The sequence below is a fragment of the Streptomyces albiaxialis genome (genome assembly GCF_039530985.1).
In the GTDB taxonomy this organism is placed as follows: domain Bacteria; phylum Actinomycetota; class Actinomycetes; order Streptomycetales; family Streptomycetaceae; genus Streptomyces; species Streptomyces albiaxialis.
Window position 1 is genome coordinate 569,333 of the sequence record NZ_BAAAPE010000007.1, and the last position, 26,279, is coordinate 595,611.

The 26,279-nt window shown below is 71.9% G+C and carries 25 protein-coding genes and 1 pseudogene; 16 read left to right on the forward strand and 10 right to left on the reverse strand.

The features are described 5' to 3' along the window. Positions 1-72: 72 nt before the first annotated feature. Positions 73-2,145: a thioredoxin domain-containing protein gene (locus ABD343_RS13555; protein ID WP_344527598.1), complete on the reverse strand. Its 2,073-nt coding sequence runs from the start codon at positions 2,143-2,145 to the stop codon at positions 73-75. Between the two features lie 329 nt (positions 2,146-2,474). Further along, on the reverse strand, positions 2,475-3,008 hold the full coding sequence (locus ABD343_RS13560; RefSeq protein WP_344527600.1) for a DNA polymerase III subunit beta family protein: 534 nt from the start codon (positions 3,006-3,008) through the stop codon (positions 2,475-2,477). A 215-nt stretch (positions 3,009-3,223) separates the two neighbouring features. Here ABD343_RS13560 and ABD343_RS13565 point away from each other — a divergent pair, with 215 nt between their 5' ends. Next, positions 3,224-3,607 carry a VOC family protein gene (locus tag ABD343_RS13565; RefSeq protein ID WP_344527602.1) on the forward strand — a complete coding sequence of 128 codons (384 nt, stop codon included), beginning with the start codon at positions 3,224-3,226 and terminating at the stop codon, positions 3,605-3,607. Further along, on the forward strand, positions 3,604-4,479 hold the full coding sequence (locus ABD343_RS13570; RefSeq protein ID WP_344527604.1) for a sigma-70 family RNA polymerase sigma factor: 876 nt from the start codon (positions 3,604-3,606) through the stop codon (positions 4,477-4,479). Before ABD343_RS13565 ends, ABD343_RS13570 begins: the two co-directional genes overlap by 4 nt. 511 nt (positions 4,480-4,990) lie before the next feature. Here the strand turns inward: ABD343_RS13570 and ABD343_RS13575 are convergent. Continuing rightward, the gene (locus ABD343_RS13575) at positions 4,991-5,443 is read right to left on the reverse strand and encodes a hypothetical protein (RefSeq protein ID WP_344527606.1); all 453 of its coding nucleotides are present in this window, start codon (positions 5,441-5,443) and stop codon (positions 4,991-4,993) included. Between ABD343_RS13575 and ABD343_RS13580 the strand changes: the two genes are divergently transcribed. Then, on the forward strand, positions 5,442-6,131 hold the full coding sequence (locus ABD343_RS13580) for a hypothetical protein (protein WP_344527607.1): 690 nt from the start codon (positions 5,442-5,444) through the stop codon (positions 6,129-6,131). The two genes, ABD343_RS13575 and ABD343_RS13580, sit on opposite strands and share 2 nt — an antisense overlap. A 16-nt stretch (positions 6,132-6,147) precedes the next feature. Here ABD343_RS13580 and ABD343_RS13585 read toward each other — a convergent pair. Next, a pseudogene (locus ABD343_RS13585) lies at positions 6,148-6,342 on the reverse strand (IS5/IS1182 family transposase); the annotation flags it as partial. 122 nt (positions 6,343-6,464) lie between these two features. Here ABD343_RS13585 and ABD343_RS13590 point away from each other — a divergent pair. Then, positions 6,465-7,661 (forward strand): ABC transporter substrate-binding protein, encoded by a 1,197-nt coding sequence (locus ABD343_RS13590; RefSeq protein ID WP_344527608.1) that lies wholly within the window; start codon positions 6,465-6,467, stop codon positions 7,659-7,661. A gap of 378 nt (positions 7,662-8,039) precedes the next feature. Next, on the forward strand, positions 8,040-8,399 hold the full coding sequence (locus ABD343_RS13595; RefSeq protein WP_344527609.1) for a hypothetical protein: 360 nt from the start codon (positions 8,040-8,042) through the stop codon (positions 8,397-8,399). A gap of 104 nt (positions 8,400-8,503) precedes the next feature. Here the strand turns inward: ABD343_RS13595 and ABD343_RS13600 are convergent, their stop codons facing one another. From ABD343_RS13600 to ABD343_RS13615, 4 genes are all read right to left on the reverse strand, one after another. Beyond that, the gene (locus ABD343_RS13600; RefSeq protein WP_344527610.1) at positions 8,504-8,815 is read right to left on the reverse strand and encodes an SCO5918 family protein; all 312 of its coding nucleotides are present in this window, start codon (positions 8,813-8,815) and stop codon (positions 8,504-8,506) included. A gap of 57 nt (positions 8,816-8,872) precedes the next feature. Next, a complete protein-coding gene (locus tag ABD343_RS13605; RefSeq protein ID WP_344527611.1) occupies positions 8,873-9,283 on the reverse strand; it encodes a CBS domain-containing protein in 411 nt (136 codons plus the stop codon). 46 nt (positions 9,284-9,329) lie between these two features. Next, positions 9,330-10,847: a DEAD/DEAH box helicase gene (locus ABD343_RS13610; protein WP_344527612.1), complete on the reverse strand. Its 1,518-nt coding sequence runs from the start codon at positions 10,845-10,847 to the stop codon at positions 9,330-9,332. A 253-nt stretch (positions 10,848-11,100) separates the two neighbouring features. Further along, the gene (locus ABD343_RS13615; RefSeq protein ID WP_344527613.1) at positions 11,101-11,304 is read right to left on the reverse strand and encodes a cold-shock protein; all 204 of its coding nucleotides are present in this window, start codon (positions 11,302-11,304) and stop codon (positions 11,101-11,103) included. 502 nt (positions 11,305-11,806) lie between these two features. Here ABD343_RS13615 and ABD343_RS13620 point away from each other — a divergent pair. Then, positions 11,807-12,898, forward strand: a complete 1,092-nt coding sequence (locus tag ABD343_RS13620; protein ID WP_344527614.1) for an IS630 family transposase — start codon at positions 11,807-11,809, stop codon at positions 12,896-12,898. On the opposite strand, the gene ABD343_RS13625 is transcribed toward ABD343_RS13620, so the two are convergent. Continuing rightward, positions 12,895-13,653, reverse strand: coding sequence for an IclR family transcriptional regulator (locus ABD343_RS13625; RefSeq protein WP_344527615.1), 759 nt, complete (start codon positions 13,651-13,653; stop codon positions 12,895-12,897). The genes ABD343_RS13620 and ABD343_RS13625 overlap by 4 nt on opposite strands. 195 nt (positions 13,654-13,848) lie before the next feature. Here ABD343_RS13625 and ABD343_RS13630 point away from each other — a divergent pair, with 195 nt between their 5' ends. The 8 genes from ABD343_RS13630 to ABD343_RS13665 all read left to right on the forward strand — a co-directional run bounded on the left by ABD343_RS13630 (position 13,849) and on the right by ABD343_RS13665 (position 23,308). After that, positions 13,849-14,460: a VOC family protein gene (locus tag ABD343_RS13630; RefSeq protein WP_344527616.1), complete on the forward strand. Its 612-nt coding sequence runs from the start codon at positions 13,849-13,851 to the stop codon at positions 14,458-14,460. Then, positions 14,457-15,365, forward strand: coding sequence for a fumarylacetoacetate hydrolase family protein (locus ABD343_RS13635; RefSeq protein WP_344527617.1), 909 nt, complete (start codon positions 14,457-14,459; stop codon positions 15,363-15,365). Before ABD343_RS13630 ends, ABD343_RS13635 begins: the two co-directional genes overlap by 4 nt. Further along, positions 15,365-16,594: an alpha/beta hydrolase family protein gene (locus tag ABD343_RS13640; protein ID WP_344527618.1), complete on the forward strand. Its 1,230-nt coding sequence runs from the start codon at positions 15,365-15,367 to the stop codon at positions 16,592-16,594. The genes ABD343_RS13635 and ABD343_RS13640 overlap by 1 nt, the downstream gene beginning before the upstream one ends. Beyond that, positions 16,591-17,523: an NADP-dependent oxidoreductase gene (locus tag ABD343_RS13645; RefSeq protein WP_344527619.1), complete on the forward strand. Its 933-nt coding sequence runs from the start codon at positions 16,591-16,593 to the stop codon at positions 17,521-17,523. Before ABD343_RS13640 ends, ABD343_RS13645 begins: the two co-directional genes overlap by 4 nt. A gap of 33 nt (positions 17,524-17,556) precedes the next feature. Next, the gene (locus ABD343_RS13650; RefSeq protein WP_344527620.1) at positions 17,557-19,170 is read left to right on the forward strand and encodes a bifunctional 3-(3-hydroxy-phenyl)propionate/3-hydroxycinnamic acid hydroxylase; all 1,614 of its coding nucleotides are present in this window, start codon (positions 17,557-17,559) and stop codon (positions 19,168-19,170) included. A gap of 37 nt (positions 19,171-19,207) precedes the next feature. After that, positions 19,208-20,008, forward strand: coding sequence for an alpha/beta fold hydrolase (locus tag ABD343_RS13655; RefSeq protein WP_344527621.1), 801 nt, complete (start codon positions 19,208-19,210; stop codon positions 20,006-20,008). Positions 20,009-20,138: 130 nt separating this feature from the next. After that, entirely contained in the window at positions 20,139-21,764 is a 1,626-nt protein-coding gene (locus ABD343_RS13660) for a BCCT family transporter (protein WP_344527622.1), read from the forward strand. Between the two features lie 23 nt (positions 21,765-21,787). Beyond that, positions 21,788-23,308, forward strand: a complete 1,521-nt coding sequence (locus tag ABD343_RS13665) for an FMN-binding glutamate synthase family protein (protein ID WP_344527623.1) — start codon at positions 21,788-21,790, stop codon at positions 23,306-23,308. Between the two features lie 15 nt (positions 23,309-23,323). On the opposite strand, the gene ABD343_RS13670 is transcribed toward ABD343_RS13665, so the two are convergent. Beyond that, entirely contained in the window at positions 23,324-24,178 is an 855-nt protein-coding gene (locus ABD343_RS13670) for an NAD-dependent epimerase/dehydratase family protein (protein WP_344527624.1), read from the reverse strand. 172 nt (positions 24,179-24,350) lie between these two features. On the opposite strand from ABD343_RS13670, the gene ABD343_RS13675 reads away from it, so the two are divergent. Both ABD343_RS13675 and ABD343_RS13680 read left to right on the forward strand, forming a co-directional pair. Next, positions 24,351-25,181 carry a helix-turn-helix transcriptional regulator gene (locus tag ABD343_RS13675; protein ID WP_344527625.1) on the forward strand — a complete coding sequence of 277 codons (831 nt, stop codon included), beginning with the start codon at positions 24,351-24,353 and terminating at the stop codon, positions 25,179-25,181. A 59-nt stretch (positions 25,182-25,240) separates the two neighbouring features. Further along, positions 25,241-26,170 carry a helix-turn-helix domain-containing protein gene (locus tag ABD343_RS13680; protein WP_344527626.1) on the forward strand — a complete coding sequence of 310 codons (930 nt, stop codon included), beginning with the start codon at positions 25,241-25,243 and terminating at the stop codon, positions 26,168-26,170. Positions 26,171-26,279 lie beyond the last annotated feature (109 nt).

A 26,279-nucleotide genomic window follows, 5' to 3' on the forward strand; every position in this document is an offset into this window, starting at 1 on the left:
GTGACCGGGGGGGGTGACCGGGGGGGGTGACCGGGGGGGGTGACCGGGGGGGGTGACCGGGGGGAGGTGCCCTCACACCGCCCGCAGGAGGCTCTCCAGCACGCTCGCGTCCACAGTCGGCGCGTCGCAGACGAAGCCCCGGCACACGTACGCGGCGGCCCGGCCCTCCACCAGGTCCCGCCCGCGCAGCAGCGGTACGTCCGTCTCGCCGGGCCCGCCCAGGGCCACCACCGCGCCCGGCGCGGTCGAGAGCAGCGCGGTGCGGTGCAGTTCGTCCGTCCCCGCGTGCGAGGAGTCGCCGACGATCGCGACCTCGCGCGGCCCGTCGAGCAGCGCCTCGGCCACGGAGAGCCCCCAGCCGACGAACCGGGGGACCCTGCCCGCGAGTTCGCGCACGATGCCGAGGGCCCGCTCGGCGGCCTCGCGGTGCCGGGCGCTGCCGGTGTAGGCGGCGTACGAGAGCAGGGCGCCGGTCGCGGCGCTCCAGCCGGAGGGCACCGCGTTGTCCGTCGGGTCCTGGGGGCGGCGGATGAGCCGTTCCGCGTCGTCCGCCGTGTCGAACAGCGTGCCGTCCTCGCCCACGAACCGCGTCAGCACCGTCTCCAGCAGCGCCCCGGCCCGCTCCAGCCACTCGGGCGCGCCGGTGACCGCGTAGAGCGTCAGATATCCCTCGGCCGCGTCGCCGTAGTCCTCCAGCACCCCCGCGCTGCCGCCGGCGGCGCCGTCCCGCGAGGTCCGCACGAGCCGCGCGGCGCCCGCGCGCTCCCCTTCACCCGCGGTGTCCGTGCCGTCGGCGTTCTCCGTGTGCACGGAGGCGAGGAGCCCGGCGGCCGCGGTGGCGGCGGCCACGAGGTCGGGGCGTGCGAAATACGCGCCGGTCTCGGCGAGCGCGGCGACCGCGAGGCCGTTCCAGGCCGTGACGACCTTCTCGTCGCGCGCGGGGCGGGGCCGCAGCTCCCGCGCCGCGAGGAGCCGTTCGCGTACGGACGCGAGGCGATCGGCGTCGGTCAGCTCCCCGTCCGGGTCCGGCAGCCGCAGCACCGAGGCGCCGCGCTCGAAGGTGCCCTCCTCGGTGACGCCGAAGACGCGCGCGGCCAGTTCCCCGTCCTCCTCGCCGAGCACCTCGGCGAGTTGCGCGGGCGTCCACACGTAGTAGGCGCCCTCGTGCGGGGTGCCGGTGCCGTCGTCGCTGTCCGCGTCGAGCGCGGAGGCGAACCCGCCCTGCTCCGTGCCCAGTTCGCGCACCATGAAGTCGGCGGTCTCCAGCGCGACCCGGCGGGCGGCCTCCGAGCCGGTGGCCCGCCACAGGTGCGCGTAGACGCGGCAGAGCAGCGCGTTGTCGTAGAGCATCTTCTCGAAGTGCGGCACGATCCACTCCGCGTCGACCGAGTACCGCGCGAAGCCGCCGCCCAACTGGTCGTAGATCCCGCCGCGCGCCATCGCCTCGCACGTGGCCTCGGCCATCTGCAGCGCGCCCTGCGAGCCCGTGCGCGCGTGGTGGCGCAGCAGGAACTCCAGCACCATCGACGGCGGGAACTTCGGCGCCCCGCCGAATCCGCCGCGCACCGCGTCGAATTCCCGCGTCAGCCCGAGCAGCGCCGCGCCCATCTCCTCACCGCCGGGCACGCGCGGCGCGTCGTAACGCAGCCCCCGCCCCGCCAGGTCCCGGGTGATCCGCGCCGCGACGTCCGCGACCTCTTCCCGCCGGTCCTCCCACGCGACCCGCACCCCCTCCAGCACCTGCCGGAACGAGGGCATCCCGTGCCGGGGCGCGGGCGGGAAATAGGTCCCGAAGTAGAACGGCTCGGCGTCCGGCGTGAGGAAGACGGTCATGGGCCATCCCCCCTGCCCCGTCGCCGCCTGCACGGCCTCCATATAGACGGCGTCCACATCGGGCCGCTCCTCGCGGTCCACCTTGACGCACACGAAGTGCGCGTTGAGAAACGCGGCGGTCCCCTCGTCCTCGAAGCTCTCGTGAGCCATCACATGGCACCAGTGACACGCCGCGTACCCCACGCTCAGCAGCACAGGTACGCCCCGCTCCTTCGCCTCCGCGAACGCCTCCGGCGTCCAGGGCCACCAGTCGACGGGGTTGTCGGCGTGCTGAAGCAGATACGGCGACTGGGAGGTGGCCAGGCGATTCATAACGGCATCGTCGCACGCCCCGGATCCCCCGGCACATCACGCAGGGGTACGCCCGTAGCTGCCACCGACTCCACCCCGCCGACGTGACGGCCCATCGCTCCGGCTCTGCGGAGCAAGCCGCCAGCCTGAGGCCCGAGCAACCCGACCTGATCAACGCCCCCGTACGGACCCCCGCCCTGGAGCGGGTCTCGTGGCTCGCCGACGAAGATGTCCGCGACCACTACTGGGAGAAGAACCGCCGCGCACCTCACCGAGGGCCTGGGCTGCCCCATGCCAGCCCACCTCGTGAACCTGGCCCGCTGCCAACCATCGCAGCGGCTTCCAAGCGTTCAGACGTTGGCTTTATCCACGAGATACGTGGTCCCCGCGAGGGCGGGGGTGGTCCGATGCTTCGCGGCGTCCGCGAGGATCTTGGTCGGGGGCAGCATCGTCGGGACGGTGACGTCTTCGTCGAGGGTGGGCTGCCAGGGGAGCCGTACGACGGGGAACCGGTGGCGGTCCGTGGCTGTCAGCAGGAGCGCTTGGTCTTCGTCGGCCGCGATCTGGATTCCGGTCAGTTCGGTGATCGTGTCGTCCCGCCCGGCGGCCGGGGAGACCTTGCTGACGGGGGCCGCGAGCGCGGCTCCGGACACGGTGCCGATCTCGGCCGGGACAGCGGGGAGGGCGGGGTAGTCCTCCAGCGGCAGGGCGTGCAGGGTGAAGCGGGCGCTGCCAGCCGTGACGATGAGACGGGTGCCGTCGAGAACCAGGCCGACGGGCTCGCTCTTGGGCAGAGCCGCGGTGATGTCCGCCAGGAGGCGCCCGGAGACGAGGGCCTCGCCTTCGTCGGACTTCGCACGTCGCGAACCCCCGTAGGTTCGCACTTCTGATGTCCTCTTCCCGTGGCACGTGGCCTCTGTCCGGCCCAGAGGACGGTAGAGCGAGACGAAGCCCGCACGATGCTTCTCAGGCATCAGCGGTGAGGCGTGTTCCGTTTCCGCTCCTGCGGACCGGTCTTGTTACCTTCTCCCGTCGGCACTCGTCATGAGAGCGACGACCGCATACGAACGGTCGCATCAACGAGTGATTCGAGAGCAGGATGCTGAACAAGATCATGTACGTGACGATCTACGTCACCGATCAGGACCGCGCACTGGAGTTCTACACCGAGGGGCTGGGCCTGGAAAAGCGGCTCGACTTCCCGGGGCCCGAAGGGCGGTTCCTCACTGTCGGGGTTCCCGAGAGCCCGGTGCAGATCATCCTGTGGTCGCATGCGGCGGCTGCGGGGCAGCCTGGGGAAGCGGGCGCGCCCGGTCCGCTGATCCTCGAATCCGACGATCTGCGAAAGGATTTTGAGATCATGCGTCAGCGCGGCGTCGTCTTCGAGGAGACCGAGCCCGAGGACTATCCGTTCGGGGTCCGCATCGAGGCGGTGGACCCGGACGGCAACCGGGTCTCGCTCCGTCAGCAGCGGAAGCCGTGACCGCCCACCCGTCCGGCCTTGTGACCGAGGCGTTCGAAGCCCAGCGCGATCGGCTGCGCGCCGTCGCGTACCGCGTGCTGGGCTCGCACGCCGACGCCGAGGACGTGGTCCAGGAAGCCTGGATGCGCCTCGTCCGTCAGGACGCGGCGACCATCGGCAACCTGGCGGGCTGGCTGACCACGGTGGTCGGCCGAATCAGCCTGGACCTCCTGAGAGCCCGCCGAGTCCACCCCGAAATCGCCTACGAGCAGGAGTTCGCGAACCTCGTGGTGATACCCGACGATGACCCCGCGCCGGACGAGCAGGCGGCGCTGGCCGATTCGGTCGGCCTCGCCCTGCTCGTCGTGCTCGACTCGCTCACCCCGAGCGAGCGCCTGGCGTTCGTCCTGCACGACATGTTCGCAGTCCCGTTCCACGAAATCGGCCGGATCCTGGGCAAGTCCACCGCCGCCACCAAGATGATCGCCAGCCGCGCCCGCCGCAAGGTCCACGCCACGGACCGACCGGCGGGCTCCGGCCGCGAGCACCGAGAGGTCGTCCGGGCATTCGGCGCCGCCGCCCGCAGCGGCGACTTCGAAGCACTTTTGCGTGTCCTCGACCCGAACGTGGAGCTGACCGTCGACACTTCCGACGGCGTGGTCGTCACCCTCGGCGCCACCAAGGTCGCCTCCGGGGCCCGCATGTTCTCCGGCGAGGTCGCCCGCCAACGGCCCGTGCTGGTCAACGGCATCCCCGGCCACATGTCCTGGCGCCCCGACGGAACCCCTCTCTCCCTCATCGCCTTCACCGTCACCGAAGGCCGGATCACCGGCATCCACATCGTCGTCGACCCGGCCAGACTCGCCTCGATCCATCTGCCCGCCGAGACCTGAGCCGGTGTCGTCACCTCGCACACCGACAGGACGGTGTCCGGTGCGATGGCGGAAGCACGCTCCTCCGGCATCGAGTCCACACGTCATCCGCCGTGGCCAGCCGCGCGGGCTGTGCCCCGGCGCCATGCCTCCGAGACAGCACACTCGTCCGCAGCGGGCCGCGGGAGACAGGATCGTGAGGCCGAAATGCACTGGCCTCACCATGCGGAGGAACATTCCGAATCCAGACCTGCAATTCCGCGAGTCCGAATAGCCGCAGTTGCCAGCATCGTCGAAGGGGATACTCGGGACGAGCGCGGTAAGCCCAGCGGCGATTCCCCTCGTGGTCTCCTCGGTTCGCTCCTTTCGGTATGGGTGGACGCAGCCTGTCCGGTCCCCCGCACCGTCCCGGCCTCGATGTTCGGGGGCCGGGACGGCGCGGAGATCCGTCAGATCAGAACGGTGGTTCGTCCGGCCAGGCCGGGGCGGGGCGGGGCGGGGCTGGCCAGCATCGGTACGCGGTCGGCGCCGGTCACTGCGCGGACTCCTCTTCGCCGTCCTTGGCGAGCACGGCGGGGAAGCGCGCGGGGATCCGTCCGGATATCGCGGGCGATCTGTGCGATCTGCAGGGCGCGCTGCCGGCCGACCGGGGTGGAGGCGTCGCGGCGATGTGCTCGTAGTGCTCGGCGAGCGTCGTGATCGCGACGGCGATGTCCACCGGGTCGGCGAGGACGGCTTCGCACGTCGGGTCGGTGAGGCGGAGGCGGAGGCGGAGGCGGCCTACGAGGGCGGCACCCACGGAGTCCGCGAGCAGCGCCGCGAGCAGCGCGGTCAGCCCGGCCCAGATGGCCATCCGCGTGGAGGACACAGAGCCGCCGAGCATGCTCGGCGCGACGATAGCCCCGGCGGCGCCTGCCGCGATTACGAAGAGCGCGTGCAGGCCGTCGATGATCTGGTTCAGTGCGCGGTGCTGAGGGGCGGCCATGAAGGGGCCCTCCTTGGGGAGTTCGGACGGTGGGGCCGCTGGCGTGGAGTGGCGGCTCTCCTTGCCGCCCGTCTACGGCGCCGCCCTCGCCAAGGTCACCAAGCAGGACGACGGCACCGCGACCGGTCGGTACGTGGCCGGAGCCGACTTCATGCTGATGCGCTCTCACCGCACCGACAGTGCCGGGATCTCCGCCGACGCGCAGGGCTGGAAGAGCCCGACGGATCTCGACACCCGGCTCGTTGCCGACCTCGGCTTCCTGATCTATGCGTATGCGGTGCTGCCCGGCGTGCGTCTTACCGGCAAGCAGGCGGAGAGCGGCTACCAGGCGTGGGCCGTTGACGACGCCAGCTCGGGAGCGGTCGCCGTCGGCGCCGGGACGGTGACCGAGTACGGCCCCCGGGCCCTGTGGGAGGAGCTGGAGAAGGCCGCGGCCTCGTGGCGGCAGCAGGGCAGTCCGGGCCTCGCGCGGTACGGCCTCACCGTCACCCGGGATGCGCAGTACACCTGGCTCGATGAGCCGGGAACGTACTCGGGTAGCTCAGGCTGCGTCCCGGTTCTCCTCGCGCGGGCCCCAGACGTAGGCCCCCACGCCACTCGCTCAAGGGCCCGCCCAAGTTCACGTCATCAGGAGCCTGCGGCCTTCGGAGCCGTTCCGGAGGTAGAGGTCTCTCTTCCCGACACCTAGGTTTCTGTCTCTTTGGTCAGCGTCGGGTCCAGATGAGGATGCCCGCGAGGTGAAGTGCTGCCTGGTAGGCGATCACGAGTCTGTCGGTTCGTGTGGCCAGGCCGCACCGCTGTTTGAGGCGGTTGATGCACCGTTCGGCGGTGTTCCGCTGTTTGTACGCCCTCGGCGACATGTCAATGCCCGCGCGTCCGGCGTCCCGCCGGAGTACCCGATCAACGCTCTCGCAGATCATTCACCTTTCCCGGGCCGTGCCGATCGTCCTGCGTGTCGTTGGTACAGAGTGCTCCGGCCGACAGGGCCGGCGACCGATCCGGCGGAAGGAGAGGGGGCACGATGTCGTCGACGTCCCTGTGCGTGGGCGTAGTTGCGCCGTTGACGGGTCGGCTGGCCCCTCTCGGGGCGCCGTTGTCGTACACCCTGCGCAGACTCGCACCCCGGCTCGCGTACGTCCGCAACGGTGGCCGCCGCCACGACGTGACCATCGCCGTGCGCGACAGCCGTTCAGATCCTGACGTGGCCCGGCAGGCCGTCCGGGACCTGGCCGACACCGACCGCGCGAACGTCGTGCTCACCATGGCGGGCACCCGAGTCCTGCCCGCCGTCACCGACACCTGCGAAACGGCCGGGATCCCCTGCGTGTCGACCACGTTCCCCTGGCAGGCGTACCTCCACACCCGCGGCGCCGGGCCCGGACACCGCTTCCGGTGGACGTACCACTTCGCGTGGGGGCTGGACGACATCGCGGCCGTCTTCGCCGACCTCTGGGAACTTGTCGACGGGCGGGGCGCCGTCGGGTGTCTCTGGAACGACGGCCTGCAAGGCGGCCTGCTGCGGCACGAGCGGTACGGCTTCGCCCCGGTGACGTCCCCCCGCGGGCACACCCTGGTCGACCTGGGCGCCTACCGGGAACCCGCCGACGACTTCCACGCACAGGTCCACCGCATGCGCGCACACGGCGCCGATCTCATCACCAGCGCCGCCACCGCCACCGACCTCGCCCTCTTCCACCGACAGGCCCGCGAAGCGGGGCTGCGCCCGCGGCTGATCACCTGCTCACGCTGGCTGACCTACCCGCACACCCCCACCTCCCCCGCCCCCGGCGTCCGGGGTGAACTCGCGGACGCGGGCGTGGCCACCCTGGTCTACTGGAGTCCCGGCCACCCCTACCGCTCCAGCCTGGACGACACCACGTGTGCCGCACTCGCCCACGCCTACCAGCAGGACACCGGAGCGGCCTGGCTCCAGCCGCTCGGCCTGGCTCACGCGCTCCTGGAGACGGCGCACCACGCTCTCGCCGTCGCGGACGACCCCACGGAACGGGCCTCCGTCGCGGCGGCACTCGACGGCGCCGCCCTCGACACCATCGCCGGGCGCCTCGACTGGAGCCGGGGGCCGGCGCCCAATATCGCCCTGCTCCCCCTGGCCGGCGGGCAGTGGCAGCACGGCGCGGAGGGCCCCCGCCTCGCCCTCGTCAGCAACCACGCGCACACGGGCGTACCGCTCACCGGGCAGCTCACGCCGGCACGGTGACGCCCACCGAACCGCCGGTCGCCCCCGGGCCCCGGCCACCGGCCCCCGGCAGCAACACACACCCGAGGGCGTGAGGCGCTGTTCGATTCTCCGATGGCCACTCCGGAGCCGCTGTCAGTTGATCTTGGATCCAGGCGTCGATGCCCTCGCTGAGCCGCTCATCGTAGGCGTCCACACGCCGCGTACCCCACGCTCAGCAGCACAGGTACGCCCCGCTCCTTCGCTCCGCGAACGCCTCCGGCGTCCAGGGCCACCGGTTCATGCGACCCAGCCTGCTCGTACTCAGCGTCCTGACCGGGAGGGACAGTACGGCTCCTGGTCCGCGGAACAGTGCCACCGCGGAAGCCGGCCGGAGGGCCGATATTAGGATCCTGTCTCATGTCGAAGCCTGACGCGCTGCTCGTTGACATCGCCGCTCTGGTGGAGTCCGGGCACAGCAATCAGATGTCTCTGACCGTGGTCGCCTGTGGTGCTGTCATCACGGGTCGTCTGGCTCCCCAAGCCGTCTGGAGGCAGCGGGTGTCGGAGGTTCTGGCGGACTCGGCCAGCCTGAGCGAATTCTCCGGCGTGTTCACCGCTGCGAGGCGTGAGGAGGGGCCGCCCACGCATCTGCATTTTCATGTGGCGCGGATTCTGCAGGGCACCGTGGGGATCCCGGAGACGGGCGGGATGTACCGCGTGGCGATCGAGGACGTCAGTGCCTGGACCATGGGCGACTTCAGCTACTCCGACCATTGATCCATGTCGCGTCGAGAAGCCGCGGCACGCGGCGAGGGCCCGGCCGGTGTGTCCCGGTCGGGCCCTCGCCGCTGCTTTGACGGCGGCTCGCGCCTGTCCACCGGTCAGACGGCCGCGGGAGCGCCGAGCATCGCGGAGGCCTCTTGCACGGGGGTGAGCACGCGCGTCGGTGCTGCGGTCACGGGAAGGCCGCGGCAGGTGAAGCCGAGCCGGGTCATGGCCCGGATGATTTCGGCGGCGGTGAAATCGCGGCGGTCCTGGCGTGTGACGACCTGGCCGACCTGCTTGACGGGGTAGGTGCGGCGGCCGATGATCACGGACTCGCCGAGAACCTCCTCGGGCTTGACGCCCTTCATCGATTCCAGGACGCCACTCTTGGTGAGGTCGAAGGGGAAGCGGGCGATGATACAGCGCATGATGCCTCACGGGGAGAGGGGTGAACGGGGGCTGGTTCGGCCGTGGTGGGGGACGGTTCAGCGGGCGAGGGCGAGGGCGAGGACGCCCAGAGCGCTGCCGTGTTCGTCGACCACGGGCAGGGCCTCAAGCCGTCGGTAGCGCATCGCGTGCTGGGCTTCGGCCATGGCGGTCGCGGGAGAGGTGAACGGCCCCCGGTCGCCGAGGACGTCCCGGAGCTGGACCCGGTCCGTGTACGCGGAGCTGTCACGGACCGCGGTGAGCTGGTCCTGGGTGACCAGTCCGGTGCACAGGCCGCTGTCGTCGCACACGAGCAGGTGCCCGGTGCGGGCGCCGGCCATGACGGACAGGGCCACCTCGACGGTCATGTCGTCACAGACCCGCAGTCCGGTGGTGTCCATGGCGTCGGCCACCGTGCCGTGCGCGGGGGTGGCACTCGCCGTGCGGGGCTGCATCTGGACCAGCGTCAAAAGGTGCCTCCTGCATGAGTGGGTCAGTTTTCTGATCACGAAGTCCTCAGGCCGCCGCGTCGAAGGAGGACCGCCGCGCTGTGGCCCGCCGGGCGGCCGAGGCGGGTCCGCGTCGGCCGCGTGAGGGCGCCGCGTTGCGCTTGCGCCGCTCGGCCGCCACCGGCGCGCCGATCGTCACGGGGACGCCGGAGGGCGTTCGGGCGCCGGTGATCCGGCTGAGCGCCTCTTCGCCGGAGCGGACCTGGGTGGTCCGGGAGACGATGCCGGCCGTCGTCATGAGGCGGGTCATGTCGCGGCGCTGGTGGGGGGTGACCAGGGTGACGACGCTGCCGGACGCGCCGGCGCGCGCGGTACGGCCGCTGCGGTGGAGGTAGTCCTTGTGGTCGGCCGGCGGGTCGACGTTGACGACGAGGTCGAGGTTGTCGACGTGGATGCCGCGGGCGGCGACGTTCGTGGCCACGAGCACGGTGACGTGCCCGGTCTTGAACTGGGCCAGGGTCCGGGTGCGCTGCGGCTGTGACTTCCCGCCGTGCAGGGCGGCGGCCCGTATCCCGCTGTTCAGCAGGTCCTGCGTCAGCCGGTCGACGGCGTGCTTGGTGTCCAGGAACATGATCACCCGGCCCTCGCGTGCCGCGATCTCCGTCGTCGTCCGGTACTTGTCCGCGCCGTGAACGTGCAGAACGTGATGCTCCATGGTGGTCACCGCACCGGCGGACGGGTCGACGGAGTGGACGACCGGGTCGGTGAGGTAGCGGCGGACCAGGCGGTCGACGTTGCGGTCCAGGGTGGCGGAGAACAGCATCCGCTGGCCCTCGGGGCGTACTTGGTCGAGGAGCGCGGTGACCTGAGGCATGAAGCCCATGTCGGCCATCTGGTCGGCCTCGTCCAGGACGGTGATCGCGACCTGGTTCAGCCGGCAGTCCCCGCGGTCGATGAGGTCCTTGAGCCGGCCCGGCGTCGCGACGACGACCTCGGCGCCGCCGCGCAGCACATGGGCCTGCCTGCCGATCGACATCCCGCCGACGACGGTTGCCAGACGCAGCTTCACCGAGCGGGCGTAGGGGGTGAGTGCGTCGGTCACCTGCTGGGCCAGCTCACGCGTCGGCACGAGGATCAGGGCCAGCGGCTGGCGGGGCTCGGCGCGCTGTCCGGCGGTGCGGGCCAGCAGGGCCAGGCCGAAGGCGAGGGTCTTGCCGGAGCCGGTGCGCCCGCGCCCCAGGGCGTCGCGGCCCGCGAGGGTGTTGGGCAGGGTCGCGCCCTGGATCGGGAACGGGACGCTCACGCCTTGCGCGGACAGCGTCGCCCGCAGCGGCCCGGGCATGTCGAGGTCGGCGAACGCCTCGACCGGGGGCAGCGCGGGAGTGATCGTCTCCGGCAGGGCGAACTCGCCCTGGACCGCCGCGGGCCTCCGGCCCTGACCGGCCGAGCGGCTCGGACGCCCTGGACGGCTCGGGGCGGGCGAGGCGAAGCGGCCGCCCCGCTTCGAACCGGCACTGGGGTCGAAAGCATGACCGCCGGTCCGGCGGGCGCGGGAGGAGCGACGGTTCGTACGTGTGGGGTTCATGGAGAACCTTCCTTGATACGGCACGCACCAAGGAATTCCCGCAGCGGAAAAGCAGCGCAGGGAATCACGTGAACGAGCCGACTGGAATGCGAAAAGAAACTTGCGTGCAACGGATCCGGAGCAGCGCGAAGGAAATCGATGAGTGAGTGACGCCCTGCGGATGTGAAATCCTGGACGTCGAGTGACGGAGCTCCGAAGAGGCGCGCATCCTCGGATGGAGACGCGGATCGCGGCCACGGAGAATGCGGCGGCGTCAGACGGGAACGATGTTCTCGGCCGCCGGGCCCTTCTGGGTCGGCACGATGTCGAAGGTGACCTTCTGGCCCTCGGACAGCTCACGGAAGCCCTGGGCAGCGATGTTCGAGAAGTGGGCGAACACGTCGACGCCGCTGCCGTCCTGCTCGATGAAGCCGAAACCCTTTGCCGCGTGGAACCACTTCACAGTTCCCGATGCCATGTCATATCTCCTTCAGGGCGTACGCCGGGGCCCCAGCGATGCGCGGGGGCCGGGTCGCCGCGATGATGCCCTGTCCGGAAAATGACCAGCAATACAAAGACGCCTCCAGTGGCCGAGAATGCCGGTGAAAGCGTCTGAGCCTTGGGGAACCACAACTGCAACTGAGACCGACAGTAGCACGAGGTAGCGACTCGCGTGCGGTAAATAATTCCGCTCCGCTGGTCGCGGTAAAAACACTCCTCGCCCGGTGCATTGAACCCTCATCCCGCCGTCATAGATATCGGCCCGCCCGGAGAGTCCCGCAGAGGCAATCGGCCTCGGCCGCCAGCGGGCACGTGAGGGCCCGCTCCGGCAGTCGTGCGGTGGCCGAACAGCGCACGACAGAGGAGAGAAGAAGGAGACGGGCACCTCAGGATCGCCCGACCCCCGTCCTCTCAGGCGGCGGCGCGGACAGAGAACACCGGCATACTGACCTGAGTCGTAGGTTCGTCGTTGGTTGTGTGTGAGTCGTCCTGGTCCGAAGATTCCGCCGTTGTCCGTGTCTGATGCCCAGCGGGGTGTGCTGGAGGGCTGGGTGCATCGCCGTACGACGGCTCAGGCGTTGGCGCTGAGGTCGCGGATCGTCCTGGAGTGCGCCGAGGGGCACTCGATCATGGAAGTGTCGCGGCGGCTGGGGGTCGCCGCGGACACGGTCCGCACCTGGCGGCGTCGTTTCCTGGAGCGGGGCCTGGAGGGCCTGCACGACGAGCCGCGGCCGGGTGTCCCGCGGAAGATCACCGACGCGGATGTCGAGCGGGTCATCATCAAAACCCTGGAGGAGAAGCCGGAGAACGCCACGCACTGGTCGACCAGATCCATGGCCGCGGCGACCGGGATGTCCCAGTCGGCGATCTCCCGGATCTGGCGGGCGTTCGCCCTGGCCCCGCACCGCGCCCGGACGTTCAAGCTGTCCACGGACCCGCTGTTCATCGACAAGGTCCGCGACGTCGTCGGCCTCTACCTCGATCCGCCCGAGAAGGCACTGGTCCTGTGTGTGGATGAGAAGTCGCAGATCCAGGCCCTGGACCGCTCCCAGCCGGTCCTGCCGATGATCCCCGGCGTCCCCGAACGCCGCAGCCACGACTACGTCCGGGCCGGCACCACGACCCTATTCGCCGCCCTGGAGGTCGCCACCGGCAAGGTCATCGGCTCCCTCCACCGCCGCCACCGGGCGCAGGAGTTCAAGAAGTTCCTCGCCAAACTCGACAAGGACGTCCCCGCCGGGCTGCAGGTGCATCTGATCCTGGACAACTACGCCACCCACAAGACACCCGACATCAAGAAGTGGCTGCTGGCCCACCCCCGCTTCCACCTGCACTTCACCCCGACCAGCGCGTCCTGGCTGAACCTGGTCGAGCGCTGGTTCGCCGAGCTGACCCAGAAGAAGCTCAAGCGCGGCGTCCACCGCTCCGTCCCCGCCCTCGAACGCGACATCCGCTCCTGGCTCGCCGACTGGAACGAACACCCCAGACCCTTCATCTGGACCAAGACCGCCGACGAGATCCTCGACAAACTCGCCGCCTACTGCCGACGGATCTCTGACTCAGATCACTAGCTGAGGCGTGTGCCGAGTTCCGTGGCGGCTTTGGTGACCGCGTCGCCGAGTTGGGCGAGTTTCGCTCCGGCCCGTCTCGCCGGGCCGGATACGGACAGCGCGCCGCAGGCCACGCCCTGCCGGTTCCGGATCGTGGCCGCCACCGCGCAGAGGTCCTGTTCGCTTTCCTCCAGGTTGGTGGCGTAGCCGGTCTCCCTGACCTTTTCGAGCTCCGCTTCGAGCGCCCGGCGGGTGCTCACCGCGCGCTCGGTTCCGCCGCGCAGCCGCGCGCCCGGATAGCGGCGGCGCAGCTCTTCCGGGGGCAGCTCGGCGAGCAGGGCCTTGCCCGCGGCGGAGGCGTGCGCCGGGCCCCGCTGACCGGTGCGCAGCCCGGCGCGGATCACCTGCTGGCTCTCCACGCCCTCGATGAAGACGGTCTCCGTGCCCTCCAGTACGAGCAGGTGCGCGGTCTCGGAGGTGTCCTCGACGAGCTTCTCCAGCAGGAGACGCGCCTCGTCGCGGAGGGAGACCGCCCCCATCACGGCGATGCCGAGCCTGGCCAGGGCGGGTCCGGGGCCGTACCCCTTGGTCTGTACGTCCTGGCGGAGCAGGTCGCGGGCCTGCAGGGTGGTCAGCATCCGGTGGGCGGTCGACCTGGCCACCCCCAGTTCGGCGGACACGTCGGAGACGCGCAACGACGGCTTCTCCACCAGCATCAGCAGGATCCGCGCCGCGTTGTCGATCGATTCCACCGGGTAGGCGGCCGACACTGCCACACCCCCTCCGTCTCGCGGTCGTCACCGCGCCTGTTCTGGTGATTGAGCTGCATTTCGCCAGCCAGAATAGCCGCCCTCCCGCGCGGCGTGCCCGCGGAACTCCGCCCTCCTCCCGTTCTGCTGAACAGAGCGTCCACCGTCCAGCAGAACATTCCGCCATTGACGCACCACCACACCCAGACTACGGTGCAGAACATGATCTGCACAGCAGAACACACGTCCCCGGCGCCGTCCGTCGCGGAACTCGGCCATGTGGGCCTGCGCTGTCACGACCTGAGCAGGCAACTGGCCTTCTACACCGACGTACTCGGGCTGACGGTCACGGACCACGACGAACGGCTCGGCATCTGGTTCCTGTCCGCCCGGCCGGACACCGAGCATCACGAACTGCTCCTGGCCGGGGGCCGGGACGCGCCGGTCGGCGTCAAGCTCGTCCAGCAGGTGTCGTTCCGGTGTGCGCGCTTCGAGGACGTCCTCGGCTTCCACCGGCGATTCCGGGAGCACGACGTCCGGCTCGACATGATCGTCTCGCACGGCAACGCCATCGGGGTCTACTTCTACGACCCGGAGGGCAACCGGTGCGAGGTCTACTGGCGGACCGGGCTCGTGGCACGGCAGCCCTTCGTCGAGCACATCGACATCGAGACCGACCCCGAGGAGCTTCTCGACGCCGTCCGGGCCTCGGTCGAGCGCCACGGCGCGACGGGCTTCACCGAGGAGAGTTACCGCGCCTGGACCCGCGAACAGGCCCGCGCGCCCCAGGGTGCCGCCGGTGCCGCCAGGGCCGCCGGGGAGGTGCCGGAGTGAAGTTCGTACGGTACGCGGACGGCACGTCCGCACGCGTCGGCGTGGTGGACGGTGACCTGGTCCGGGTCGTCGACGGCCCGTCGGACCTGCTGCCCCTCGTCGAGGCCGGAGAGGCCGAACTGCTCGCCGCCGGACGGACCGCGCTGCGGCGCGGCGCGACCGTGCCGCTCCGGGACATCGTTCCGCTGTCGCCGATCGCGACGCCGCCGACCGTCCGCGACTTCTACGCCTTCGAGCAGCACGTCCGGGCGGGGCGCGCCTGGCGGGGCCTCGACATGGAACCGGACTGGTACGAGCTGCCCGTCTTCTACTTCTCCAGCCCCTACGCCGTGATGGGCTGCGGGCCGGTGCCGATGACCCCGGGCACGGAGCGCTTCGACTTCGAGCTGGAGGTCGCCGCGATCGTGGGGCGCGGTGGCCGCGACCTGACCGCCGGGGAGGGCGAACGCGCCATCGCCGGGTACTGCGTGCTCAACGACTGGAGCGGCCGGGACGTGCAGCAGCGCGAGATGAAGCTGTCGCTGGGGCCGGTGAAGGGCAAGGACACCGCGACGAGCCTCGGCCCGTACTTCGTGACCCCGGACGAGATCGCCGACCGCCGCGAGGGCAGCGGATACCGCCTCGACATGACCTGCACGGTCAACGGCGTCCCGTACTCCCGCGCCCTGTGGTCGGACATTCACTGGTCGTTCGGCGAGATGATCGCGTACGCCTCGCGCGGCGCCGAGGTGCGGCCCGGCGATGTGGTCGGCTCCGGCACCTGCGGCACCGGCTGCGTCCTGGAGCTGTCCCGCACGCACGGCTCGACGGCCTACCCCTGGCTGCGGCCGGGGGACGAGGTCGTGGCGGCGGTCGAGGGTCTCGGCGAGCTGCGCAACACCGTCATCACCGGGACCGCGCGCTGATGGACGCGGACGCTCCCGTACCGGCGGAGAGCCCGGCCGTACCGGCACAGGACCCGCCCGCGTCGGCACAGGACCCGGCCAAGCTCCGGGCCGCGTTGCTGCGTGCCATGCCGTTGTCCCGCATGCTCGATTACGGCATGGACCACGGGGACGCCGTCCGACTGGCCGGTGCGGACGTCTCCGAGCCGTGGCACGAGGTCGCGGCCCGCCTGGCCGACGCGCAGTCGGCCCGCGCGGCGGCGGCCGCCGACCGGGGCGACGCCGAGACCGCGGTCGCGTGCTACCGCCGGGCGACGGCCTGCCTGGTCTTCGCGCAGATGGCCTTCAACGCCGACCACCCCGTCAAACGCGCGCTCTACGTCCGGCTCACCCGGGCCTACCGGGCCGCGGCCGAGCTCGACACCGAACTGCGCGTGGAACGGTTGTCGGTCCCGTTCCGGCAGAGCCACTGCACCGCCTGGCTCGTGCGCCGCTCCGACGCCCGCCCCGGCACCCGCTCCAGCGCCCGCCCCGGCCCCGCGGTCGTCATCGTCGGCGGGCAGAGCGGCTGGGGCCCGGCCTTCCACCGGCAGGCCGAAGCCCTGGCCCGGCGCGGGCTGTCCGCCGTCCTGCTGGAGGCACCGGGCCAGGGCGAGACGCGCATGTCCGGCGGACTCCACCTCGACGGGCACGTCGACCGGGCGTTCAGCGCCGTGCTCGACGCCGTGGGCGCCCGTACCGGGTATGACGGCCGGTACGGGGTGTGGGGGAACAGCTTCGGCGGGCTGCTCGCCGCCCGTGCCGCCGTGCACGACAGCCGTTTCGGCGCGTGCTGCGTCAACGGGGCCGGTACGCGGCCGGAGCCGCTGCCGTTCCGGACCGCGCGCGAGCAGACGCGGGCGCTCCTGGGCGTCGGCACCGACGACGAGGCCGCGGCCGTCCTCCGCACGCTGTGGCTCGACCCGGCGGCCGACCGCATGAGCGCCGCGCTGCTCGTGCTGCACGGCGGCAACGACCCGCTGGTCGGCCTCGACCAGCAGAAGGCGTTCCTCGGCCTCTCGGCGCGTTCCGCCCTGCGGGTCTGGGACGACGGCGACCACACCGTCTACAACCGCTCGGCCGAGCGCACGGAGTTCGTCTGCGACTGGTTCCGTGCCCAGCTCAGCCGTACCGCCGTGGGTGCCCCGGAGAGACCGGCGAGTCCGGCGCCCGCTTCCGAACAGCTCACAGAATCATCGAGGAGACCATGAAAGCCATCGCACTCCGGCACTACGGCGGCGCGGAAGCGCTGGAGCTGACCGAGCAGCCGACGCCCTCGGTCGCGCCCGGGGAATTCCTGGTCCGGGTCAAGGCGGCAGGGGTGAACCCGGCCGACGAGAAGATCGCCGTCGGCAATCTCGACGGCATCATGGTGACCCACTTCCCCCTCGTCCCCGGCTTCGAGATGTCCGGGGTCGTCGAGGCCAGAGGCTTCGGTGCCACCGAGTTCGAGATCGGCGACGAGGTGATCGGCTTCGTCCTCAAGGACTGGGCGGAGCACGGCACCTACGCCGAACTGGTCTCCGCCCCGGTCCGCACGCTGGCGCGCAAGCCGGAGTCCTGGGACTGGCTGCACGCGGCGTGTCTGCCGCTGAACGGGCTGACGGCCCACCAGGCCATCGGGCGCGTCGGCATCGGCGAGGGCGACACCGTCCTGATCCACGGGGCCTCGGGCGGGGTCGGCACGCTCGGCGTGCAGATGGCGGTCCACCGGGGCGCACGCGTCATCGGCACCGCCGGCGAGCGCAACCACGACTACGTACGTGAACTCGGCGCCACACCGGTCGCCTACGGGGAAGGGCTGGCCGACCGGGTGCGCGCGCTCGCGCCGAAGGGCGTCGACGCGGCGCTCGACTTCTACGGCGGGGACGCGGTGGCCGTCTCGCGGAAGGTCGTGAGGGACCCGGCGCGGATCGCCTCCATCGCCGACCTCACCGCTCCGGACCAGGGCGGCCATCTGGTGTGGGCACGCGCGAACCCCGGCGAGCTGGCGGAGGTGGCCGCGCTCGCCGAGTCCGGGAAGCTGTCCGTCCCCGTGCACCGCTCCTTCCCGCTGGAGCGGGCCGCCGACGCCTGGCGGACGCTCCACGAGGACGGCCGCGGTCGCGGCCGGGTCGTCCTGGACATCGACGCCGCCTGACGCGCTCTCCGGCGCGAGCGAAGGGTTGGACACATGCAGCTTGCCGATGCCGATGCCGATGCTGATACCGATGCCGTGGACGCGGACGTCCTCATCGTCGGGTACGGCCCGGTCGGTCAGACCCTGGCCGCCCTCCTGGGCGCTTCGGGGCACCGCGTAGTGGTGTGCGAACGGCGGACCGGGCGCTACGAGACGCCACGGGCCGGTCACTTCGATCACGAGATCATGCGCGTCTTCCAGTCGCTGGGAATCGCCGACGAGGTACGGCGCATCGCCGAGCCGGCCCGGGCGTACGCATTCCTCGATCCCGACGGAAGCGTGATCTCCCGTCTGCCGAGGGACTGGGCCGCCCCCTCCGGCTGGGACGCGTCGTACCACTTCTACCAGCCGGAACTCGAGGAGGTCCTGGACGCGGCGGTCCGCGGATCAGCCACCGTGGACGTGCGGTTCGGTGCGGAGGTGGTCGATCTGCGCCAGGAGGACGGTCGTGACGGCCGGGGCGGTCGTGACGGCCAGGACGGCCAGGACGGCCACGTGGCGGTGACGCTGGCGGACGGCCGCGTCGTGACCGCCCGCTTTGCCGTCGGCGCTGACGGCGCCAACAGCGCGGTGCGCAGGCTCTGCGGCGTTCCGACGGAAGACCTCGGTTTCCGGGGCGACTGGCTGGTCGTCGACGTCCGGCCCTGGCCCGGCGCCCCGGACCTGGACATCCCCGACACCGGCCAGGTGCTCGACCCCGCGAGGCCGAACCACATGGGCCGGGTGGCCCAGCGGTACTTCCGCTGGGAGTTCATGCTCGTCGAGGGCGACGATCCCGCCGAGATGGTGAGGCCGGAACGCGTCCGGGAGCTGCTCAGCCCCTGGATCGGCCCGGACGAGGGGGAGGTGATCCGGCAGACCGTCTACCGGTTCCGGTCCCTCGTGGCCGATACGTTCCGCCACCGGTCGGTGCTGCTCGCCGGGGACGCCGCGCACGTCATGCCGCCGTTCCTCGGACAGGGCATGAGCTCCGGTGTCCGGGACGCCGCGACGCTCGCCTGGATGCTCGACCTCGTGTTGTCCGGCGCCGCGGGCCCGGAGCTGCTGGACCTCTACACGCTCTCGCGGAAGCCGCAGGTCATCGCCTACATCGGGGAGTCGGTGCGGGTGGGGAACGTCGTCTGCGAGACCGACCCCGTCCGTGCGGCGCGACGCCGTGCGGAGATGCGGTCGGCGACCGGGCTTCCGCCGCCGTTCCAGCCGCCCGTCGGCGCGGGCTTCCGGGACGGACAGCCGCTGGCCGGTCACTTGGCCGTACAGCCGCTGCTGCGTACGGGCGGCGGGAAGGCCGAGCGGTCCGACGACGTGCTCGGCCGCGGGTTCACCCTGTTCAGCCTGGTCGCACCGGACGCGGCGACGGCCGCGGCCCTCTCGGACCTCGAACGCGCGATCGGGCTGCGGTCCGTCGTGGTCGGCGCCGGGGAAGTCGAGGGAGCGGGGGTCGAGGGGGTCGAGGAGGAGGGCGAGGCGCTGCGCGGCTGGATCGAGGAGTCCGGCGCCGTGGCCGTGCTGGTCCGCCCCGACTTCTATGTCTACGGCACCGCCGCCGGGCCCTCCGAGGTGGTGGACCTGCTCGCCTCGCTGCGCACGGACCTGTCGCTGGTGTAGCGGCACGGCACACGGAGGAACCCCGGAGAGGAGTCCCATGCCGAAGACGGACAACGGTATCCACTACGAGGAGCGGGGAGACGGGCCGGACACGGTCGTTCTGCTGCCCGGCCTCGGGTGCTCGCTCGCCTGCTGGTCCGGGGTGGCGCCCCTGCTCGACGGCCGGCGCCTCGTCCTCATGGACCTGCCGGGCCACGCGGGTTCCCTCGACGCGCCCGCCGACGGGTCGAGCCTCGCCCGGATCGCCGCGACGGTGACCGACGCCTGTGACGAGCTGGGCCTCGAACGCTTCGCCCTCGTCGGGCTCTCCTTCGGCGGCGCGCTCAGCGTGCGGATCGCGCTCGACCGGCCCGGGCAGGTGCGCGCGGCCATGGCGCTCATGCCGTGGAACGCGGGCGGTACCGAGGCGGGCGACCCCGTCATCGAACGGTTCGCCGGGTCCTTCCGCGACGTCGAGGCCATCACCGAGGCCATCGGGGCCATCTCGCTGGACCCGGGCAGGACGACCGACGTCGTGCGCACGATGACGACCGCCGTCACGGAGCGGTTCTGGCGTAGCTGGCTCGGAACCGGTGGCGGCGCCTACACGAGCATGTCCGAGGAGCTGCCCGGGCTGGCCGTGCCGACGTGCTACGTCCTCGGTGGCAGGGACGCCATCGCCCCGCGGGACAAGCTGATCGCCGACGTCCGCGCGATGCCCGGCGGCCGCCTGGTCCTGCTGCCGGACGCGGGCCATCTCGCCCCGTACGAGTGCCCCGAACTCGTCGCCCGGGAGATCCGCGAGTTCCTCGGCCGCCACCCGGACGCCCGGCCGCCGGGCGAGCTGTCCGGAATTTGACGACAACGGTCTTCGGATAGCACGCTTCCTCGCTGACCTGCGCACCGAGCGGTCCTGTCCTCCGCTCCGTGCGAGCGCCCCGCGCCGCGCCGTGCCCGGTCCTCGCAAATCCCCCTCAGCTAGGAACCCCATGCCGATCCCCCCTGCCCGCACCGCCGTGTCCACCGACGGCGGGCACGCCACGGACGACGACGAAGGGGGGCATGAGGCCACGGCCACGGCGGCTTCCGGGGCGCGCGGGCGTACCGACATACCCGTGCTCGCCGTGAGCGGCGGGCTGCTGCTCGCGTTCGTGCTGGCCGCGCTGATCGCGCCCACGGCCACGGGCGACGCCGTGAACGCCGCCTTCACCTTCGCCGCACGGTGGTTCGGCCCGCTGTGGCAGGTGCTGCTGCTCGCGACGTTCGGCGTCGCGCTGTGGCTGGGCTTCTCGCGGTACGGGCGGGTGCGGCTCGGGGGCGCCGGGGCGCGCCCGGAGTACGGCCGGTTCCAGTGGATCGCGATGATCATGTCGACGCTGCTCGCGGGCGGCGGCGTCTTCTTCGCGGCGGGCGAGCCCGTACAGCACTACGTCGACACGCCGCCCTTCTACGACGGGGTGAGGGGCGGCACCCAGGAGGCGGCGAACGCGGCGCTCTCCCAGAGCTTCGCGCACTGGGGCTTCCTCGCCTGGGCCGTCCTCGGGACGCTCGCCTCGATCGTGATGATCCGGGGCCAGGAGCGCGGCCTGCCGCTGCGCCCCCGCACGCTGCTGCACCCCTTCCTCGGCGAGCGCGTCCGGCACTCCCGGCTGGGGACGGCGGTGGACATCGTCTGCGTCATCGCCGTGGTGGCCGGGACCGTCGGCCCGATCGGCTTCCTCGGCCTCCAGGTCTCCTACGGGCTCTCCGAGGTGTTCGGCATCTCCGGCGGCCACCCCGTGCAGCTCGGCGTCATCGCCCTGCTGACGGTCGTCGCCGTCCTCTCCGTCGCCAGCGGCGTCGACCGCGGCATCCAGTTCTTCAGCAGGGCCAACGTCTGGCTCGCTGTCGCCCTGATGGCCGTCTTCCTGGTGCTGGGCTCCCTCGGCTTCGTCCTCGACTCGTTCCTGGGCGGCTTCGGCCAGTACGTACGGGACTTCGTGCCGCTGGCCCTCAACCGGGGCGACCACGCGTGGCTCGGCTCCTGGACGGTCTTCTTCTTCGGCTGGTTCCTCGGCTACGGGCCGCTGATGTCCATCTTCGTGGCCCGCATCTCCAGGGGCCGCACCCTGCGCGACCTGGTGGTCTCCACCGCGCTCGTCCCGCCGCTGGCCACCATGTTCTGGTTCACGGTGTTCGGCGGCACCGGCATCTTCCTGGAGCGGCGCAGCCCCGGCGCGATCTCGGAGCCGCTCAAATCGGCCGGCATGGACGCCGCGGTCGTCTCCATGGCACAGCGGCTCCCGATGGGCGCGGTGGTCGCCGTCGCGCTGCTCCTGCTGACGGTCACGTTCGTGGTGACGACCACCGACTCGATGTCGTACAGCATCGCCGCGGCGGGCACGACGTCCGGTGAACCGGCGCGCGCCGTACGGTCGTTCTGGGCCCTGCTGATGGGCGCCGCGGCGGCGGTGCTGATCCTGGTCGGCGACGGCGGCATCACGGCCCTGCAGTCGTTCATCGTGGTCACGGCGGTGCCGGTGGGCTTCCTCATGCTGCCGACGCTGTGGACGGCTCCCCGGGTGGCCCGGGAGATGGCGCGGGAACAGGGCGTCTCTACCATCGGGGGCCGGTAGTCGTAGAGAGGCGGGGAACTGGGATGCGGGCTCGGAATGTGGGGATGGCCGCCGCGGCGGTGGTGGGGGCGGTGGCGGCACGCGATCTGCTGCAGAAGAAGCACGCGCTGCTCAGGAACTTCCCCGTGGTCGGGCACGCCCGCTACCTGCTGGAGCGCATCGGGCCGGAGCTGCGGCAGTACGTGGTGACGTCGAACGAGGAGGAGCGCCCCTTCAGCAGGGACCAGCGCACCTGGATCTACGCGTCGGCGAAGGAGGAGAACAACTACTTCGGCTTCGGCACCGACGTGGACGTCGAGCATGTGCAGGGGCACGCGTATGTGAAGCAGCGGACGTTCGCCGGGACGCTGCCCGATCCGCACGACCCGCAGGCGCCGCTGCCCTCCGCGAAGGTGCTGGGCGGTCCGCGGGGGCGGGCGAAGGCGTTCCGTCCCGCGAGCGTCGTGAACATCTCCGCGATGAGCTTCGGTTCGCTCTCCGGCGCCGCCGTCACCGCGCTCAACAAGGGCGCGGCGATGGCCGGGACGATGCAGAACACGGGCGAGGGCGGCCTCTCGCGGTACCACCGCAACGGCGGGGACCTCGTCCTCCAGATCGGGACCTCGTACTTCGGCTGCCGCGACGAGGACGGGAACTTCGACCTCGGCAGGCTCAAGGACGTGGTCGCCGGGGCCCCGGTCAAGGCGATCGAGATCAAGCTCTCGCAGGGCGCCAAGCCGGGGCTCGGGGGCATGCTGCCGGGGGCGAAGGTGACGCCCGAGATCGCCGAGGTGCGCGGCATTCCGGCCGGGAAGGACTGCGCCTCGCCCTCCCGGCACACCGCGTTCCACGACGTCGACTCGATGCTCGACTTCGTGGAGCTGCTCGCGGCCGAGACCGGCCTGCCGGTCGGGATCAAGAGCGCCGTCGGCGAGATGGGCTTCTGGCAGGAGCTGGCCGCGCTGATGGCCCGCGGCGACCGCGGGGTCGACTTCGTGACCGTCGACGGCGGCGAGGGTGGCACCGGCGCGGCCCCGCTGATCTTCACCGACTCCGTGTCGCTGCCGTTCCGCGTGGGCTTCTCCCGCGTCTACGGCACCTTCGCCGAGCAGGGCCTCACCGACCGGCTCACCTTCATCGGCTCCGGCAAGCTCGGCCTGCCCGAGAACGCCGCCGTCGCCTTCGCGCTGGGCGTCGACATGATCAACGTGGCCCGGGAGGCGATGCTCTCCATCGGCTGCATCCAGGCGCAGAAGTGCCACACCGACAAGTGCCCCACCGGCATCGCCACCCAGGACCCGTGGCTGGTGCGCGGCGTCGACGCGCCCTCGAAGGCCACCCGGGCCGCCGTCTATCTGCGGACCCTGCGCAAGGAGCTGCTGAAGGTCTCGGGCGCCGTCGGCGTCGCCCACCCGGCGCTCCTCACCACCGAGGACATCGAGATCATGAACGGCGACTACGACGCCCGTACGCTCGCGAGCGTCTACGGCTACAAGGACGGCTGGGGCGCACTCGGCCCCGAACTGGCCCAGGAGATCACCGGACTGATGACCGCCCGGTCCTGACGCCGGAGCGGGCGGCTACAGCAGCCCCGCCTCGATCGCCGTCCACACCGAGGGGACCATCGGGCGGTACCCCAGCTCGTGGCGGATGCGGGCCGTCGACATCACGCTGTGCCACGGGTCCGGGGTCTCCCGCCCGTAGACCTCGTCCGGCACCGGAAGGCCGTGGACGCGGTAGAGGTCGACGGTGGTGACGGGGGCGTCGTCGGCGATGTTGTAGACGCCGCGCGCCCCCGGCGCGTACAGCAGCCGCTTCAATCCCTGCGCCACGTCCACGTGGTGGCCCATGTGGAGGTGCTGCAGGGCGGGCCAGCGCGGCGCCCACTCCATGACGTTGTCCAGGTGCGGGTCCCCCTCCCCGTACACGAAGGGCAGCCGTCCGATACGGAGGTCGTCGAGGCCGTCCAGGTCCCGGAGGGCGCGCTCCGCCTCCCACTTGGACTCGGGGTACGCGCCCCACAGGTGCGTGCCCGGCACGGTCTCGTCGTCCTCGACGAGCGGCCTGCCGCGCCCCGCGCCGTAGACGAGGCCGGTACTGACCTGCACGAACCGCCGTACGCCCGAGGCCGCGGCGGCCCGGCCCAGCTCGACGGCCGCGTCCCGGTTGACGGCACGCGCCTCCTCGTCCGGCACGCCGCGGAACGCGGCGGCGACGTTCACCACCGCGTCCGCCCCGGCCGTCGCCTTGGCCAGCGCCTCCGTGTCCCGCAGGTCACCGACCAGCACCTCGGCGCCGAGCGCGGCGAACCGTTCGCCGCGGGCCCCGTCCCGCACCAGGACCCGCACCTCGTCGCCGGGCGGCGCGCCCTGCAGCAGCCTCGGCACGAACCTCCGGCCGACCTGTCCCGTCGCACCCGTCACCAGTGTCAGCATGGCCGCCTCCTTGTGTCGTAGCCATGCCGTGAAGCGTGGGCGAGCGGCGGCACCGGCGGGAGAGACGCGGTTGTCCGGGGACCGGCCGCCCCGGGACCGGCCGCCCGGGGACCCGTCATCCAGGGACCGGCGGTCCCTGGATACGGGCGCGCGTCCGGGAGACCCTGGGGCCATGGACCGCACCGGCCTCGCCGACTTCCTGCGCCGCGCCCGCGCCCGCCTCGCCCCCGCCGACGTGGGGATGAGCGCCGGGCCCCGGCGCCGCACCCCGGGGCTGCGCCGCGAGGAGGTGGCGCAGCTCGCCGGGATGTCCCCGGACTACTACACGCGCCTGGAACAGCGCCGCGGCCCGCACCCCTCGCGGCAGATGCTCGCCGCCCTCGCCCGCGCCCTGCGCCTCACGGACGCCGAGCGCGACCACCTGTTCCACCTCGCGGACGAGGAGCCGCCCCGACCGGGCGGCTCCTCGGAGCACGTACGCCCGGGGCTGCTGCTGATCCTGGACCGGCTGCACGACGTGCCGGCGGCGGTCATCAGCGACTGGGGCCAGATGCTCGCGCAGAACGCGATGGCCGTGGCCCTGACCGGCGACCACACCGGCGCGAACCTCGTGCGCCACTGGTTCACGGTGCCGGGCGCGCGGGACCTGGCGCCGCCCGAGAGCCACGAGCAGCACGCCCGCGCGCACGTGGCGAGCCTGCGCGCCGTCACCACGGCACGCCCCGACGACCCGGGCCCGGCCGCGCTGGTGGCCGAACTGCTCGCCGCCTCGGCGGAGTTCGCGGCCCTGTGGGAGGAGCACGACGTCGTCGTACGCCGCCCCTCGCCGAAGCGGTTCGTGCACCCGGTCGTCGGCGTCCTCGACCTCGACTGCGAGGTGCTGCTCGGCGACGGCCACAGCCAGCAGCTCGTCGTGCACTCGGCCCGGCCGGGCACGCCCACGTACGAGCGCCTCGAACTGCTGCGCGTCGTCGGCCTCCAGGACCTCACCGGCACCCCGTAGCCGAGTCTGCTACTCGCAGGGGCAGGCTGGTTCCGGGAAGCCTGCCCATACTCGTTCGCATGGACGAGACAGCGCGGGGCAAGCCCCTCCTCGGTGAGTTCCTGTCCACGCGGCGGGCGCGGTTGAAGCCCGCGGACGTGGGGCTCCCGGACTACGGCGACCGGCGGCGCGTGCCGGGGCTGCGGCGGGAGGAGCTGGCCCAGCTCGCGGGTGTCAGCGTGGCCTACTACATCCGGCTGGAGCAGGGGCTGTCGCTCAACGCCTCGCCGCAGGTGCTCGACGCGCTGGCCACGGCGCTCCGGCTGGACGACGCGGAGCGGCACCATCTGCACACCCTCTCCGGCGGCACCGGGAAGGGGCGTCGACGGCTCCCCGCCGAGCGGGTCACGCCCGAGATGCGGCAGCTCGTGGCCTCCTTCGGAGACTCGCCCGTGGTCGTCGTCGGGCGGCGTTCGGACGTCCTGGCGTGGAACCGCGCCGGTCACGCGCTGTTCGCCGGGCACCTGCCCGCGGACGGCCCTGACCGGGCGGCCACGCGGCCCAACACGGCACGGCTGGTGTTCCTGGACGCCCATACGCGGGACCTGTACGCGGACTGGCACAGGAAGGCGCGGGACGTCGTCGGCAAGCTGCGGCAGGCGGTCGGCGAGTACCCGGACGACCGCCGCCTCGCCTCGCTCATCGGCGAACTGACGGTGGGCAGCCCGCACTTCGCCCAGCTCTGGGCCGAACACCGGGTACGGGCCTGGGACACGGCCGAGTACCGGATGCGCCACCCGACGGTCGGCGAGCTGGACGTACTGCAGCACTCGCTCCCCGTCCCCCGCGCGCGGGGGATCCGGGTGGTGGTGACGACGGCGGAGCCCGGCTCGCCGTCCCAGTCGGCACTGCGGCTCCTCGACCAGCCCCTTGAGCCCGCCGACGCCTCCGCCGAATCCGACGAATCCGCCGACTCGCCCGTACGCGTCACTCCCGTCCCGCGCTCCTGACGCACACGTAACACCGCGCAGCACCCTCTGGCCCGTCCGCGCCACGGGTCCATGCGCGCATGCCTTCTCACCCCGGCTCACCCCGGCTCACACCGGCTCACACCGACCG